The sequence below is a fragment of the Streptomyces sp. NPDC093510 genome (assembly GCF_040683555.1).
Lineage (GTDB): Bacteria > Actinomycetota > Actinomycetes > Streptomycetales > Streptomycetaceae > Streptomyces.
The window spans coordinates 21,820-37,635 of record NZ_JBFBEE010000024.1 but is presented as its reverse complement, the minus strand read 5'-3'; the positions used below and the strand labels follow the sequence as shown (position 1 = coordinate 37,635).

Annotated in this window: 13 protein-coding genes; 8 read left to right on the top strand and 5 right to left on the bottom strand. The window is 71.4% G+C overall.

The genetic code is table 11. The features are described 5' to 3' along the window. Positions 1 to 41 precede the first annotated feature (41 nt). Positions 42 to 1,340 (top strand): citrate synthase, encoded by a 1,299-nt coding sequence (locus tag AB0N81_RS31870; RefSeq protein WP_190415400.1) that lies wholly within the window; start codon positions 42 to 44, stop codon positions 1,338 to 1,340. 420 nt (positions 1,341 to 1,760) lie between these two features. Here AB0N81_RS31870 and AB0N81_RS31865 read toward each other — a convergent pair whose 3' ends face one another. From AB0N81_RS31865 to AB0N81_RS31850, 4 genes are all read right to left on the bottom strand, one after another. Next, entirely contained in the window at positions 1,761 to 4,025 is a 2,265-nt protein-coding gene (locus AB0N81_RS31865) for a heavy metal translocating P-type ATPase (protein ID WP_365364443.1), read from the bottom strand. Positions 4,026 to 4,140: 115 nt separating this feature from the next. Next, positions 4,141 to 4,461, bottom strand: a complete 321-nt coding sequence (locus AB0N81_RS31860; RefSeq protein ID WP_365364441.1) for a heavy-metal-associated domain-containing protein — start codon at positions 4,459 to 4,461, stop codon at positions 4,141 to 4,143. Between the two features lie 157 nt (positions 4,462 to 4,618). Further along, positions 4,619 to 4,816: a MerR family transcriptional regulator gene (locus tag AB0N81_RS31855; protein WP_150168108.1), complete on the bottom strand. Its 198-nt coding sequence runs from the start codon at positions 4,814 to 4,816 to the stop codon at positions 4,619 to 4,621. 217 nt (positions 4,817 to 5,033) lie between these two features. Next, on the bottom strand, positions 5,034 to 5,933 hold the full coding sequence (locus AB0N81_RS31850) for a sugar phosphate isomerase/epimerase (RefSeq protein ID WP_365364439.1): 900 nt from the start codon (positions 5,931 to 5,933) through the stop codon (positions 5,034 to 5,036). Positions 5,934 to 6,111: 178 nt separating this feature from the next. On the opposite strand from AB0N81_RS31850, the gene iolC reads away from it, so the two are divergent. The 7 genes from iolC (at position 6,112) to AB0N81_RS31815 (ending at position 14,546) form a co-directional block, all read left to right on the top strand. Continuing rightward, entirely contained in the window at positions 6,112 to 7,104 is a 993-nt protein-coding gene (iolC, locus tag AB0N81_RS31845; protein ID WP_365364576.1) for a 5-dehydro-2-deoxygluconokinase, read from the top strand. Further along, the gene (locus tag AB0N81_RS31840) at positions 7,097 to 7,999 is read left to right on the top strand and encodes a deoxyribose-phosphate aldolase (protein ID WP_365364437.1); all 903 of its coding nucleotides are present in this window, start codon (positions 7,097 to 7,099) and stop codon (positions 7,997 to 7,999) included. The genes iolC and AB0N81_RS31840 overlap by 8 nt, the downstream gene beginning before the upstream one ends. 24 nt (positions 8,000 to 8,023) lie before the next feature. Beyond that, positions 8,024 to 8,836 carry a 5-deoxy-glucuronate isomerase gene (gene iolB / locus AB0N81_RS31835; protein ID WP_365364435.1) on the top strand — a complete coding sequence of 271 codons (813 nt, stop codon included), beginning with the start codon at positions 8,024 to 8,026 and terminating at the stop codon, positions 8,834 to 8,836. After that, positions 8,833 to 10,701, top strand: coding sequence for a 3D-(3,5/4)-trihydroxycyclohexane-1,2-dione acylhydrolase (decyclizing) (iolD, locus tag AB0N81_RS31830; RefSeq protein ID WP_365364433.1), 1,869 nt, complete (start codon positions 8,833 to 8,835; stop codon positions 10,699 to 10,701). Before iolB ends, iolD begins: the two co-directional genes overlap by 4 nt. A 17-nt stretch (positions 10,702 to 10,718) precedes the next feature. After that, positions 10,719 to 12,230: a CoA-acylating methylmalonate-semialdehyde dehydrogenase gene (gene mmsA, locus AB0N81_RS31825; RefSeq protein ID WP_365364431.1), complete on the top strand. Its 1,512-nt coding sequence runs from the start codon at positions 10,719 to 10,721 to the stop codon at positions 12,228 to 12,230. 151 nt (positions 12,231 to 12,381) lie between these two features. After that, complete coding sequence (locus AB0N81_RS31820) at positions 12,382 to 12,726, top strand: 5-carboxymethyl-2-hydroxymuconate delta isomerase (RefSeq protein ID WP_365364429.1); 345 nt, start codon at positions 12,382 to 12,384, stop codon at positions 12,724 to 12,726. A gap of 386 nt (positions 12,727 to 13,112) precedes the next feature. After that, positions 13,113 to 14,546, top strand: coding sequence for an APC family permease (locus AB0N81_RS31815; protein WP_365364427.1), 1,434 nt, complete (start codon positions 13,113 to 13,115; stop codon positions 14,544 to 14,546). A 27-nt stretch (positions 14,547 to 14,573) separates the two neighbouring features. Here the strand turns inward: AB0N81_RS31815 and AB0N81_RS31810 are convergent, their stop codons facing one another. After that, entirely contained in the window at positions 14,574 to 15,809 is a 1,236-nt protein-coding gene (locus AB0N81_RS31810) for a pyridoxal-phosphate dependent enzyme (RefSeq protein ID WP_365364425.1), read from the bottom strand. Between the last annotated feature and the right edge of the window lie 7 nt (positions 15,810 to 15,816).

The window sequence follows — 15,816 nt, the reverse complement described above, 5'->3', positions numbered from 1 at the left end:
GGGCACCTCGAAGAAGAGGCACAACGTCGGTGAGGGATGACGTGAGCGAGAACGCTAACAACGGTGTAGTACTGCGGTACGGCGACGACGAGTACACCTACCCGGTGATCGAGTCGACCGTCGGCGACAAGGGCTTCGACATCGGGAAGCTCCGCGCCCAGACCGGTCTGGTGACCCTGGACAGCGGCTATGGCAACACCGCCGCCTATAAATCCGCCATCACCTATCTCGACGGTGAACAGGGCATCCTCCGGTACCGCGGCTACCCGATCGAGCAGCTGGCCGAGCGCTCCACCTTCACCGAGGTGGCGTACCTCCTGATCAACGGCGAACTGCCGAAGGTCGACGAGCTGGCCACGTTCAAGAACGAGATCACGCAGCACACCCTGCTGCACGAGGACGTCAAGCGGTTCTACGACGGCTTCCCGCGTGACGCCCACCCGATGGCGATGCTGTCGTCCGTGGTCAGCGCGCTGTCGACGTTCTACCAGGACAGCCACAACCCGTTCGACGAGAAGCAGCGTCACCTCTCGACGATCCGCCTGCTCGCCAAGCTTCCGACGATCGCGGCCTACGCGTACAAGAAGTCGCAGGGCCACCCGGTCGTCTACCCGCGCAACGACCTCGGCTACGTCGAGAACTTCCTGCGCATGACCTTCTCGGTGCCCGCCGCCGAGTACGAGCTGGACCCGGTCGTGGTCAACGCGCTCGACAAGCTCCTGATCCTGCACGCGGACCACGAGCAGAACTGTTCGACCTCCACCGTGCGCCTGGTCGGCTCCTCGCAGGCGAACATGTTCGCCTCGATCTCCGCCGGCATCTCGGCCCTGTGGGGCCCGCTGCACGGTGGCGCCAACCAGTCGGTCCTGGAGATGCTGGAAGGCATCCAGGCCTCCGGCGGCGACGTCGACACCTTCATCCGCAAGGTGAAGAACAAGGAAGACGGCGTGAAGCTCATGGGCTTCGGGCACCGCGTCTACAAGAACTTCGACCCCCGGGCGAAGATCATCAAGGCGGCGGCGCACGACGTCCTCTCGGCCCTCGGCAAGTCCGACGAGCTGCTCGACATCGCGCTGAAGCTGGAAGAGCACGCGCTGGCCGACGACTACTTCGTCGAGCGCAAGCTGTACCCGAACGTGGACTTCTACACGGGCCTCATCTACCGCGCGATGGGCTTCCCGACCGAGATGTTCACCGTGCTGTTCGCGCTCGGCCGTCTCCCCGGCTGGATCGCCCAGTGGCACGAGATGATCAAGGAGCCGGGTTCCCGCATCGGCCGCCCGCGCCAGATCTACACCGGCGAGGTTCTCCGGGACTTCGTCCCGGTCGAGGGTCGCTGACCCTTCTCCCTCCGGGCACAAAGCGGAAAGCGCCCCGCCGTCGATCCCCCCACGGGTCGACGGTCGGGGCGCTTCCCTTTTTCCCGGTGCGGATTCCCCCCACGGGATCCGGCCGGGCGTCTGTGGCTGCCCTGCGGTCTGCCGGGACGCGTACGTACGGGAGGGCCGCTCAAAGCTCCCCGGTGCACGTGCCCCGGCAACGCAATTCCAGGAAACATCCCCCAAGATGTCCCCTGATGTCGGAAGACGTCCCCCAAGACATCTTCCTGCATCGCACCATTAGACTCGCGACCCCCCTCAATGGTTACGTTCCAATCACTGTGATCTGCGTCTCTTGCATATGTCCAGTACATGCGCAAGAACCCCGGTATGGGGATAGTGTGACCGGCGTGAGGATGCTGAAACAGCCCTGTGAAGGGGTTATGTAAAAGTTCTCAGACGCAGGCTGTTCGTCACCACGAAGACCGACGAGAACGCCATCGCGGCACCCGCGATCATCGGATTGAGCAGTCCGGCCGCGGCGAGGGGCAGCGCGGCGACGTTGTAGCCGAAGGCCCAGAAGAGGTTGCCCTTGATGGTGGCGAGGGTCTTCCGGGAGAGCCTGATGGCGTCGGCCGCGACCCGCAAGTCCCCGCGCACCAATGTCAGGTCGCTCGCCTCGATGGCCGCGTCCGTGCCGGTGCCCATCGCGAGGCCCAGATCGGCGGTGGCGAGCGCGGCCGCGTCGTTCACGCCGTCCCCGACCATCGCCACGACCTTGCCCTCGCCCTGCAGCCGTCGTACGACATCGACCTTGTCCTGCGGCAGGACCTCCGCGTACACGGAGTCCGGGCCGATCCCCACCGCGCGGGCGACCGTGTCGGCGACGGCCCTGTTGTCCCCGGTGAGCAGCACCGGCGTCAGGCCGAGCGCGCGCAGCTCGCGCACCGCCTCGGGGCTGGTCTCCTTCAGCGCGTCCGCGACCGCGAGGACGCCGCGTGCGGCACCGTCCCAGGCGACCAGGACGGCCGTGCGCCCGGCGGCCTCCGCGTCGTCCCGCAGCTTGGCCACCGCCTCCAGGCCCGTCACCCCCGCCTCCGCGAGGAGCCGCTCCCGGCCGACGAGCACCTCGTGCCCGTCCACCGTGCCGCGCACCCCGGACCCGGCGACGTTCTCGAACCGCTCAGGCGCCGGCAGTTCCCCGGCCGCGATGCCGAGACGATCGGCGGCGCCGGACGCGACGGCGCGGGCTACCGGATGCTCGGAGGCGTGTTCCAGGGCGCCCGCGAGGCGGAGCAGCAGCTGCTCCTGGGTGTCCCCGGCGAGCTGCACGTCCGTCAGCTCCATGCGGCCCGTCGTCACCGTCCCCGTCTTGTCGAGGACGACGGTGTCGACGCGGCGCGTGGACTCCAGGACCTCGGGGCCCTTGATGAGGATGCCGAGCTGGGCGCCGCGGCCGGTGCCGACCATCAGGGCCGTCGGCGTCGCGAGGCCGAGCGCGCAGGGGCAGGCGATGATCAGGACGGCGACGGCGGCGGTGAACGCGGCGGTCACGTCGCCGGTGGCGCCCAGCCAGCCGCCGAGCGTGCCGACCGCGATGAGCAGCACCGCGGGCACGAAGATCCCGGCGATCCGGTCGGCGAGGCGCTGCACCTGTGCCTTGCCGGTCTGCGCGTCCTCGACGAGCCGCGCCATCCGCGCGAGCGAGGTGTCCGAGCCGACGCGCGTCGCCCGCACGACGACCCGCCCGGAGACGTTCACGGTGCCGCCGGTCACGACGGCGCCGGCGCCGACGTCCACCGGCACGGACTCCCCGGTCAGCATCGAGGCGTCGACGGCGGACGCGCCCTCGACGACGGTGCCGTCGGTCGCGACGGTCTCCCCGGGGCGTACGACGAAGTGGTCCCCGACGGCCAGTCGCCCGACCGGCACCCGCCGTTCGGCGCCGTCCCGCAGCACCGCCACGTCCTTGGCGCCCAGTTCCAGCAGGGCGCGCAGCGCCGAGCCCGCCCTGCGCTTGGAGCGGGCCTCCAGCCAGCGTCCGAGCAGGATGAACGTGACGACGCCCGCGGCGACCTCCAGGTAGATCGTCGAGGCGCCCTCGCCCGGCGAGGCCGTGAACGAGAAGCCGTGCCGCATCCCCGGCATCCCCGCGTCCCCGACGAACAGCGCCCACAGCGACCAGCCGAAGGCGGCGAGGGTGCCGACGGAGACGAGGGTGTCCATGGTCGCGGCCGCGTGCCGCAGATTGGTGAACGCGGCACGGTGGAAGGGCAGTCCGCCCCACACGACGACGGGCGCGGCCAGCGTCAGCGAGAGCCACTGCCAGTAGTCGAACTGGAGGGCGGGGACCATCGCGAGCAGGACGACGGGCAGGGCCAGGACGGCGGAGACGATCAGGCGCTGCCGCAGGGTGTCGGGCTCGGTGATGTCGGCGGTGGTGGGGGCCGGGGCGCCGTCGGCCGGGGGCCCGAGGGGCTCCGGCGGGGCCGGCACGATCTCCTCGGCCGTGTAGCCCAGCTTCTCGACCAGCCCGATCAGCTGGGCGACCCCGACCCCTTCGCCCTCGTCGTACGAGACCTTCGCCTTCTCCGTGGCGAGGTTGACCGTGGCGGTCACGCCCTCCATCCGGTTCAGCTTCTTCTCGATGCGCGAGGAGCAGGAGGCGCAGGTCATCCCGCCGACGGCGAGTTCGACTTCGGTCATGACTCTTTCGTACTACTTCCGGGTGGAGGGACGGCGGCGGGCCCTGCGGCGCCGGTGCGGCACCACAGGGCCCGGGGTACCCGGCGGACCGCCGGTCAGGCTCCGCGGCCGGGGGTCAGGCGGTGGCGCCGACGAGTTCGTAGCCCGCCTCGTCGACGGCGGCGCGCACGGCGGCCTCGTCGAGCGGCGCCTCGGAGACCACGGTCACGCGGCCCGTGGCGGCGACCGCCTTGACGGAGCTGACGCCCGCGATCCCCGAGATCTCCTCGGTCACCGCGCCCTCGCAGTGCCCACAGGTCATCCCCGTCACCTCGTACACGGTGGTGACGGCGCCCTGCGGCGTCTCGGCGGCGTCGGAGTGGCAGGAACCGCTGGGGGAGCAGCAGGAACCGGTCGTCTCGGACGCGGCCTGCGGGAGCTCGGTCTGGGCGCTCATGTCGTTCTCCTCGGGAGGGATGTGTACGTATGCGGCGTAGCGTGCGGGAGGGGGCCCGGGGGTCCCGTCGACCCCCTCACACACTGGAGACTATACCCCTAGGGGGTATTTATCAACGAGGCGGGGCCGCGGGGGAGACCGGGGCGGGGCCGCCGGGTCAGCCTCTGCGTCCCCGGTTGCCCGGGCGGGCCGCCACCCAGGCACGGACGGTGTCCGCGTACCAGTAGGGCTTCCCGCCCTCCACGTGGTCGGGGTCGGGCAGCAGCCCGTGCTTGCGGTAGGAGCGCACGGTGTCGGGCTGCACACGGATGTGCGCGGCGATCTCCTTGTACGACCAGAGCCTGCGGTCGGTCATCGGTGGCACCTCCCTGCGTGCGCCCAGGGCGGCCGGAGAGGCCGACGGGGGAACTGGGCGCGACGCGTGGCGATCACTCAGCCTGTGCCCGGTGCAACGACGCAGGGTGACCACAGGGGGGCGACTGTCGACCGCCTGTGACGCAAGGACCGCGTACGCGAGACATGTGTGACAGGACGGGAGTGTTTGTGACAGAAGAGACGCAATGCGGCTGCTGCTACGCGCCGCACGACCTGAGGAACGCGCGGGTGCGGCGGGCGACCGGCAGCGGCCTGTCCGGCTCGCACGGATACATGTCCTGCTCCACGATGGCGAAGAGCTCGACGCCGAGCTTCTGTGCCGCGGCGAGCACGGGTTCCAGGGCGGGCACCCCGGCGGGCGGCTCGCACATCACTCCGCGCGCCACCGCGGGCCCGAACGGCACCCCGTCCGCGCGCACGGAGGCGAGGATCTCCGGGTCGACCTGCTTGAGGTGCAGATAGCCGATGCGTTCGCCGTACGTCTCTATGAGCTTGACGCTGTCGCCGCCGCAGTAGGCGTAGTGGCCTGTGTCCAGGCAGAGCGAGACGAGGTCCGGGTCGGTGGCGTCGAGGAAACGGGTCACGTTCTCCTCGCTGTCGATGTGCGTGTCGGCGTGCGGGTGCACCACGACGCGCAGGCCGTACCGCTCACGGACCTCATGGGCCAGGCGCTCGGTCTGGGTGGTCAGTTCGCGCCATTGCGCGGGCGTGAGGACGCTGTCCTCCAGGACCTCGCCGGTCTTGTCGTCACGCCAGAAGGAGGGGATGACCACCAGGTGCTCGGCGCCCATGGCCTGCGCGAGCGCGGCGTTGTCCGCGACGTGCGCCCAGGTCTTCTCCCAGACGGCGGGCCCGTGGTGCAGCCCCGTGAAGACCGTGCCCGCGGACACCTTGAGGCCGCGGCGGGCCGTCTCCGCGGTCAGTTCGGCCGGGTCGGTGGGCAGATAGCCGTACGGTCCGAGCTCGATCCACTCGTACCCGGACTCCGCGACCTCGTCGAGGAAGCGCCGCCAGGGGACCTGCCGAGGGTCCTCGGGAAACCAGACGCCCCACGAGTCGGGCGCCGAACCGATCCGGATGCGGGACAGCGTCGTCATGCCAGCAAGGGTCACGGCCGTCTCGGAAGAGTGTCAAGGAGTGGTCCGAATGTAAGGACAAAATGTTGACAGGGTTCCTGGGGCGGGATTAGACCTGGGGGCACACAAGCGCACGCGTACGACCGACCGGCCCGACGAAGGGACGTGCAGGGTGACCGATCCGTACGACGTCATCACGATGGGCCGGATCGGGGTGGACCTGTATCCCCTGCAGGCCGGGGTGCCCCTCGCCGAGGTGACCGCGTTCGGGAAGTTCCTCGGCGGCTCCGCGAGCAACGTCGCGGTCGCCGCGGCCCGCCTAGGCCGCCGCGTCGCCGTCGTCACCCGCACCGGCCGGGACCCCTTCGGGGACTATCTGCACCACACGCTGCGCGAGTTCGGCGTCGACGACCGCTGGGTGAGCCCGGTCGCGGACCTGCCGACACCGGTGACCTTCTGCGAGATCTTCCCGCCGGACGACTTCCCGCTGTACTTCTACCGGCAGCCCAAGGCGCCCGACCTGGAGATCCACGAGGCCGAACTCGACCTCGACGCGATCGCGGCGGCCCGGATCTTCTGGATGACGGGGACGGGGCTCTGCGCGGAGCCGAGCCGCACGGCCACGCTGGCGGCGCTCGCGCACCGGGGGCGGTCCGGGATCACGGTGTTCGACCTCGACTGGCGGCCCATGTTCTGGAGCGACCCGTCTGAAGCGCGGCCGCACTACGCCGCCGCCCTCGCCCACGCCACCGTCGCCGTCGGCAACCTCGACGAGGTGGAGATCGCCACGGGGGAGCGTGAACCCCTCACCGCCGCGCGGGCGTTGCTCGCCGCCGGCGTCGAACTGGCCGTCGTCAAGCAGGGCCCCGCCGGGGTGCTCGCGATGCACCGCGCCGGGGATTCGGTACAGGTGCCGCCGCTCCCGGTCGAGGTCCTCAACGGACTCGGCGCGGGCGACGCGTTCGGCGGGGCGCTCTGCCACGGGCTGCTCGCGGGCTGGGACCTCGAACGGATCATGCGGTACGCGAACGCGGCGGGCGCGATCGTCGCCTCCCGCCTGGAGTGCTCGTCCGCCATGCCGTTCCCCGGCGAGGTCGAGGAGGCGCTGGGGGATTCAGCCCGTCCGGCGTTTGAGGACGAACTCGGCGGAGCCGGTGATCTGTGGGAACAGGGGCAGGGCGGGCATGAGTAGCGGCGTGGACGTCTCCGCACTGGTCAGGACCAGGGCCCGGTACCCCCAGGCCATCGCCGAGGCCGCCGCACGCCGCCCGCGGCGCCCGCTGCTCGGGCACACCGGGCGGCTGATGATCGTCGCCGCCGACCACCCCGCCCGCGGCTCCCTCGGCGCGGGCGGCGCGCCCTTCGCCATGGCCAACCGTGCCGACCTGCTCGAACGGCTCTGCCTCGCGCTGTCGCGGCCCGGCGTCGACGGGGTGCTCGCCAGCGCCGACGTGCTGGACGACCTGCTGCTCCTCGGCGCCCTCGACGGCAAGGTCGTCATGGGGTCGATGAACCGCGGCGGCCTCGCGGGTGCCGCCTTCGAGTTGGACGACCGGTTCACCGGGTACCGGCCCGAGGACATCGAGCGGCTCGGCTTCGACGCGGGCAAGCTGCTGCTGCGCGTCGACTACGACGACCCGGGATCGCTGTCCACCCTGCACTCCGCCGCACGCGTCGTCGACGCGATGGCGGAGCGCGGACTCCCCGTGTTCGTCGAGCCGTTCCTCACCCGCAGGGGCCCCGGCGGCACGGGCCCGCCCCGCAACGACCTGAGCGCCGAGGCCGTCACCCGCTCCATCGCCATCGCCTCCGGACTCGCCGGCACCTCCGCGTACACCTGGCTGAAGGTCCCCGTCACCGAGAACCCCGACGACATGGCCCGGGTCATGGAGACCTCGACGCTGCCCGCGGTCCTGCTGGGCGGGGATGTCGGGGGAGACGCCAAGGACGCGGACGCCGCGTACGAGAAGTGGCGGGGCGCCCTGCAACTGCCCACCGTGCAGGGTCTCGTCGTGGGCAGGGCGCTGCTGTACCCGCCCGACGGTGACGTGGCGGGGGCGGTCGACACCGCCGTAGGACTGCTGTAGGCGGATCAGGCCAGGGAGGCCCCCATGACGTACGTACCGAAAGGGAGTGCGGCCGACGGGCCGTACGCCCTCGACATCGACCCGAAAAGGGCAGGTTGGACCTACTCGCACCTGCGCGTCGTCGAGATCGAACCGGGCGGGCGGCACGCGTTCGCCACCGGGGAGAGTGAATGGATCGTGCTACCGCTGACCGGCGGCTGTACGGTGCAGACAGCAGACGGGATCATCGAACTGCTGGGCCGCGAGAGCGTGTTCAGCGGAGTCTCCGACTTCGCTTACGTGCCCCGTGACGCCCGGATCCAGATCGCCTCCGGCGCGGGAGGCCGCTTCGCCCTGGCAGGAGCGAAGTGCGAGCGTCGACTCCCCGCCCGCTACGGCTCCGCGCCGGAGGTACCCGTCGAGAGCCGCGGCAGCGGCGGCTGCGCCAGGGAAGTGCGCAACTTCGCGTCCGCGGACGCCTTCGACTGCGACCGGCTCATCGCCGTCGAGGTGATCACGCCCGGCGGCAACTGGTCCTCCTACCCGCCGCACAAGCACGACGAGCACCGCCCCGGCATCGAGGCGGAGCTCGAGGAGATCTACTACTTCGAGATCGAGGCGCCGGACGGCCGCGACGGCTTCGGGTACCAGCGCGTCTTCCCGTCCAGGGAGGGCGGCACCGACGTCCTCGCCGAGGTCCGCACCGGGGACGCCGTGCTGGTGCCGGACGGCTGGCACGGCCCGTCCATCGCCCAGCCGGGGCACGCGATGTACTACCTGAACGTGATGGCGGGGCCCGGCCAGGAGAGGGAGTGGCGGATCTGCTTCCACCCCGACCACACGGAGGGATACCGATGACCCGGCTGACCACCGCCCAGGCCCTGGTCCGTTTCCTGGCGGCGCAGTTCACCGAGCGGGACGGCACACGACAGCGGCTGATCGGCGCCACCTGGGGCATCTTCGGCCACGGCAACGTGGCCGGCGTCGGGCAGGCACTCGTCGAGTACGCCGACGACATGCCCTTCCACCAGGGCCGCAACGAACAGGCCATGGTGCACGCCGCCGTCGGGTACGCCAGACAGTGCGGCCGCCTCTCCACCCACGCCGTCACCACCTCCATCGGCCCCGGCGCCACCAACCTCGTCACCGGCGCCGCGCTCGCCACCGTCAACCGGCTGCCCGTCCTCCTGCTGCCCGGCGACACCTTCGCGGCCCGGCCCGCCGACCCCGTCCTCCAGCAGCTCGAAGTCCCCTACGCAGGTGACGTGTCGGTCAACGACTGTCTGCGGCCGGTGTCGAGGTACTTCGACCGCGTGACCCGCCCCGAGGCGCTGATCCCCGCCGCGCTCGCCGCGATGCGGGTCCTCACCGACCCCGCGGAGACCGGCGCCGTCACGCTCGCCCTGCCGCAGGACGTGCAGGCGGAGGCGTACGACTGGCCGGACGAGTTCTTCGCGGAACGGACCTGGACCGTACGCAGGCCCGCTCCCGACCCGCGCGAACTGGCCGCCGCCGCGGACGTGGTGCGCGCCGCCCGGCGCCCCGTGATCGTCGCGGGCGGCGGCGTCCACCACAGCGCCGCCGAGGACGCCCTGCGGGACTTCGCCGACACCACCGGGATTCCCGTCGCCTCCACCCAGGCAGGCAAGGGCTCCCTGCGCCACGACCACCCGGCCGACGTCGGCGGCATCGGGCACACCGGCACCGCCACCGCCGACGAGCTGGCCCGCACCGCCGACCTGGTGATCGGCGTCGGCACCCGCTACAGCGACTTCACCACCGCCTCCGGCACGCTCTTCGAGGCGTCCGCGGTGCGCTTCCTCAACCTCAACATCGCGCCCTTCGACGGCCACAAGATGGCGGGCGACACCCTGATCGCCGACGCCCGCGCCGGGCTCGAAGCGCTCACGCAGGCGCTGCGCGGCCACCGCGTCGAGCCCGCGTACGCCGTCGAGTACACCGACGACAAGGAGCGCTGGGAGCGGCGCGTCGACGCCGCGCTGCGGGCCGACGAACCGGACGTACGCCCGACACAGGCCCAGGTCGTGGGGCTGCTCGACGAGCTGGTGACGGACGAGGACGTGATCATCAACGCGGCCGGATCGCTCCCCGGCGACCTGCACAAGCTGTGGCGGGCGCGGTCGCCGCGCCAGTACCACGTCGAGTACGGATACTCCTGCATGGGATACGAGATTCCCGCGGCCATCGGCGTCGCCCTCGCCGCGCCGGAGCGGCCCGTGTGGGCACTGGTCGGCGACGGCACGTACCTGATGAACCCGACGGAGATCGTCACGGCCGTCCAGGAGAACCTGCCGATCAAGGTCGTCATCCTGCAGAACCACGGCTACGCCTCCATCGGCGGCCTCTCGGAGTCCGTGGGCGGCGAGCGGTTCGGCACCGCGTACCGCTTCCGGGCGCAGGACGGGTCGTACACCGGGGGCCCGCTGCCCGTGGATCTCGCCGCCAACGCGGCCTCGCTCGGCATGCGGGTCCTGCGTGCCAGGACCGTCCGTGACCTGCGGGAGGCGCTGCGCGAGGCGCGCGGGGCAGACCGTCCCACATGTGTCTATGTGGAGACGGAAACGGCAGACACAGTGTCGGGCCCGCCCCCGGCACAGGCGTGGTGGGATGTGCCCGTGGCCGAGACGGCGACCCGCGTGTCCGCGGTCAAGGCCAGGGAAGAGTACGACCGGCACGTCGCTGCCCGACGCCGCCACCTGTGAGAGTAGGGATGCTTGTCATGACGAAGACCGTCAGTCACTGGATCGGTGGAAAGCCCGTTGAAAGGGCTGAGGGGGCGTCGGGTGCGTACGGTCCGGTGACCGATCCGGCGACCGGCGCCGTCACGACGCAGGTCGCGTTCGCTTCGGTCGACGAGGTGGATGCCGCGGTCGACGCCGCCCGGGAGGCCTTCGCGACCTGGGGCACGTCCTCGCTCGCCAAGCGCACCGCCATCCTCTTCAAGTTCCGCGCGCTGCTCGACGCCAACCGCGACGCGATCGCCGAGCTGATCGTCGCCGAGCACGGCAAGGTGCACTCCGACGCGCTCGGCGAGGTCGCCCGCGGCCTGGAGATCGTCGACCTGGCCTGCGGCATCACGGTCCAGCTGAAGGGCGAGCTGTCGACGGAGGTCGCGTCCCGCGTGGACGTCTCCTCGATCCGCCAGCCGCTGGGCGTCGTCGCGGGCATCACGCCGTTCAACTTCCCCGCCATGGTGCCGATGTGGATGTTCCCGCTGGCCATCGCGTGCGGCAACACCTTCGTCCTGAAGCCGTCGGAGAAGGACCCGTCGGCGTCGATGAAGATCGCGGAGCTGCTGAGCGAGGCGGGGCTGCCCGACGGTGTCTTCAACGTCGTGCACGGCGACAAGGTGGCCGTGGACCGGCTGTTGGAGCACCCGGACGTGGCCGCCGTCTCCTTCGTGGGGTCCACGCCCATCGCCCGGTACATCCACACCACCGCCTCCGCCAACGGCAAGCGCGTCCAGGCGCTGGGCGGCGCCAAGAACCACATGCTGGTGCTGCCGGACGCCGACCTGGACGCGGCCGCCGACGCCGCCGTCTCCGCGGCCTACGGCTCGGCGGGCGAGCGCTGCATGGCCATCTCGGCGGTCGTCGCGGTCGGCTCGATCGCGGACGAGCTGGTCGCCAAGATCAAGGAGCGCGCCGAGAAGATCAAGATCGGTCCGGGCAGCGACCCGGCGTCCGAGATGGGTCCGCTGATCACGGCCGCCCACCGCGACAAGGTCGCCTCGTACGTGACGGGCGCCGCCGCCGAGGGCTGCGAGGTCGTCCTCGACGGCACCGGTTACACGGTCGAGGGCCACGAGAACGGCCACTGGATCGGCCTCTCGCTCCTGGACCGGGTGCCGACCACGGCCAAGGCCTACCGGGACGAGATCTTCGGCCCGGTCCTGTGCGTGCTGCGCGTCGACACGTACGACGAGGGCGTGGCCCTCATGAACGCCTCGCCGTTCGGCAACGGCACCGCGATCTTCACCCGGGACGGCGGCGCGGCCCGCCGCTTCCAGCTGGAGATCGAGGCGGGCATGGTCGGCGTGAACGTGCCGATCCCGGTGCCGGTGGGCTACCACTCCTTCGGTGGCTGGAAGGACTCGCTCTTCGGCGACCACCACATCTACGGCAACGACGGCACGCACTTCTACACGCGCGGCAAGGTCGTCACCACGCGCTGGCCGGACCCGGCGGACGCGCCGACCGGGGTGGACCTCGGGTTCCCGCGCAACCACTGACCGGCAGCGCTGAGCTGCATCACTGAGCCGCATCACCGAGCCGCGACCCCCGTCGGCTCCCGAAGCCCCCGGCCTTTCCCCCCCGGCCGGGGGCTTCGCCATTGGTTCACCGTTCTACGATGTGTGTGCACTACATGAAAGGCCGTGAGCCATGCCGCACATCGACATCGACTACGCCGACACCCTGTCCGGCGCCCTGGATCTGCCCGCCCTGGTGGCGGAGCTGCACCCCCTGGTCGTGGAGCGGGTGGACTCGGTCGGCGTCGGCAAGACGTTCTGCCGGCCCGCGGCGGCCTTCGTGGACGGCAGGCCCGGCGCGGCCTTCGTGCACGTCACCGTGGGCCTGCTGCCGGGGCGCGGGCGGGCCGTGAAGGCGGCGCTCTCCGACGATGTGCTGGCGCTGCTCGGCAAGCATCTGTCGGGGGTGGAGGGCGCGACGTACTCGGCGGAGGTCCGCGACCTCGATCCGTCCTACCGGCTCCATCCGACGCACTGACCGGAGTCGGCCGGTGACAGTTTGTGCGGCAGGGTCGTCCGGATTCCGGACGGCCCTGATTCTTTTTTAACGCTCCTCTTGCGGTTCCCGTGCACAGGGTGCAATCCGGGCAGCTAAAGCCCTCGTGTTCATGCGCCTGCAATATGAAGGTCATCTTCGGTGGCGGCATGTTCATTGAGGCCCGTCCCGGCAAACTCTTGGGAATGCGAGGCGACTTGGAATATGGCGGCGCTGCGGATTCCGTAGGTAAGTGACCGTTGACGTTCCGGTTGCCGCCGGGGTTCGATGACGCGCCGGGAGCCACAGAAAGAGCAGCTCAACAGCCTTCGGAGGCGATAGGGCTCCCGCCGCACTCCTGCCGTACGAGTCGATCGGAACCGCGCTCCATGACCGATACGCTTCGCCCCACCCAGTCCGCCACCGCCGAAGCCCCCGCGGCACCGGTGGCCGTGCCGGGCGACCCCCAGAAGCTCAAGCGTTCCATCGGCGTCGTCGGCGGCACCCTCCTCACGCTGTCGTGCGTGACGCCCGCCTCCACGCTCTTCGTCGTCGTCCCCGACCTCTTCTCCTCGCTCGGCACCGCCACCGCGCTCACCATCGCGATCGGCTCGCTGCTCTGCGTGGGCGTCGCGTTCTGCTACTCCGAGCTCGGCACCCTCATCCCCAGCGCGGGCGGCGAGTACGCGATGGTCTCCACGATGGCGGGCCGCCTCGCCGGCTGGCTGGTCTTCGTCCTGTCCCTGCTGGTCGTGATGATCGTCCCGCCCGTCATCGCCATGGGCACGGCCGACTACCTCGCCCCGGTGGTCCACCTCGACCCGTCCTACGCGGGCGCCGGCGTCATGATCTGCGCGACCCTCGCGGGCCTGCTCGACCTGCGCGCCAACGCGTGGATCACCGGCATCTTCCTGGTCCTGGAAGTCGTGGCGGCGGGCGTCGTGGCCGTCCTCGGCTTCGCGCACGCCGAGCGCGGGCCGGGCAGCCTGGTGGACCTGACGGTGGCGTCCGGCTCCGGCTCGGGCGGTTCCGGCGGCGTCGACACCGTCACGGCCATGCTCATCGTCTCCGGCCTCGCCATCGCCCTCTTCGTCACGCAGGGCTTCTCCACGGCCGTCTACCTCTCCGAGGAGATGGAGAACCCGCGCCGCAACGTCGCGCGCACCGTCCTCGCCACCCTCGCCATCTCCGCCGTGATCATCCTGGTGCCGGTCGTCGCGATCACCATGGGAGCGGAGAGCCTGACCGCGCTCACCGAGGGCGACATCAGCGCCATGGTCGCGGCCTGGTCCAACTCGGCGGTCGGTACGTTCGTCAGCCTCTGCGTGGCCCTCGCGATCATCAACGCGGGCATCGTCATGGTCATCCAGAACTCCCGCGTCCTGTTCGCCTCGGCCCGGGACAAGGCGTGGCCCTCGCCGGTCAACAAGGCCCTGTCCAAGCTCGGCGCGTCCGGCGCCCCCTGGATCGCCACGCTCCTCGTGGGCGTCCCCGGCGCGCTCCTCTGCTTCGTCAACCTCGACACGCTGTACGGCGTGACCGGCGTCTCCGTGACCGGCATGTACCTGCTGGTCGCCGTCGCCGCGCTGCTGGCCCGCCGCGGCTCGCACGGCCACACGGCGGCCTGGCGGATGCCGCTGTGGCCCGCGGTGCCTGTGGTGCTGATCGCGGTGCTCGCGTACGTGCTGAGCCGGCAGGAGGCGGCCTACCTCGCGTGGACCGGGGGGATCGTGGTGGCCGCGACCCTGTACTGGGCCCTGTACTTGCGGCCGCGGCGGGACACGCGGTGGCTGGTGAGCGTGCCGGAGGACGGGCAGGGCTGACGCGGAGGGCCGGGAGACGCGGCGAACTCACCCACCCACCCGCCGCTCCACCTCCGCCCAGTCCTCCGGGTCCAGCTCGACGGAGCCCGCGCCGTCCAGCAGGTCACGGTCCTTGAACCCGCTGGACGTGGACACGCACACCACCGGCCCTTCCACCGCGGCGGAACCCAGCTGCCGGTACCCCGCGAGCCCCGCCGCCGCGGAGAGCTCCGGCCACAGCCCGCCCCGCGCCAACTCGTCCCGAGCGGCGGCCATCTCCGCGTCCGTGACGAGCAGCGCCGCGCTCCCGCTCTCCCGCACGGCGACCACTCCCCGGTAGCCGCCCACCGATGAACTGATCGCGTACGCCGCCGTGTCGCCGACCGGCAGCTGCGTCGCGGGCACCCCGTCCCGCAGCGCCGCCGCCAGCGGGCCACCGGCCGACGGCTCGCAGGAGTAGAGGCGCGGCACCCGGTCGGTCACACCGAGCCGGACCAGCTCCGCGAAGCCCTTCCAGACGCCGAAGAGGAGCTCGCCGTACCCGGTGGGCACGAACACCGCGGCGGGCACGCCGAGTTCGGCGTGGATCTCGTACGCGAGGGTCTTGTAGCCCTCGGGCCCGAACGCGTGCCCGGTGTGCGTGGGCGTCACGTTGCTGACCGGGTGGTAGCCGAGCCGCTCCACGATCCGGCGCAGCAGCGGCCACCGCGCGTCCACGGGCACGGGCAGCACCACGGCGCCGTACGCCCGCAGGAACGCGTCGACCGCGGGCGGCGTGTCCGCCGAGGTGAGCACGGCACAGCGCAGTCCGGCCCGCGCCGCGTACGCCGCCGCGGAGGCCCCGTGGTTGCCGGACGAGGCGACGACGATGCCCTTCGCGCCCGCGCCGACGGCCGCGCTCACCGTGACGCGGTTGATGCGGTCCTTGTGGCTCCAGGTCGGGTTGCGGGACTCGTCCTTGATCCAGAGCCCGTCCCCGAAGGGGACGAGGGGCGTGCCGCCCTCGCCGAGGCCGGGCGCGTGCAGCGGCGGCAGGAGCGGCGCCCACCGGTCGTGGCCGTGCGAGTGGCCGGTCCTGCGGTCGGGCGTGGTGCCGGGCGTGCTGGTGAACAGGTCGGCGGGAACCTTGTCGTAGGCGTAGTCGACCTCCACCGGATACGAGACGGTCCCGGTGCTGGTGACCGGGCAGCCCGCGGTGAGGGGCGGCCACAGGGGGAAGCGGACGGACGGATCGCCCAGCGAACGCTGGCCGGTGGCGAGAGAGTCGGAGTCCCGGGGTGTCATGGGGGGA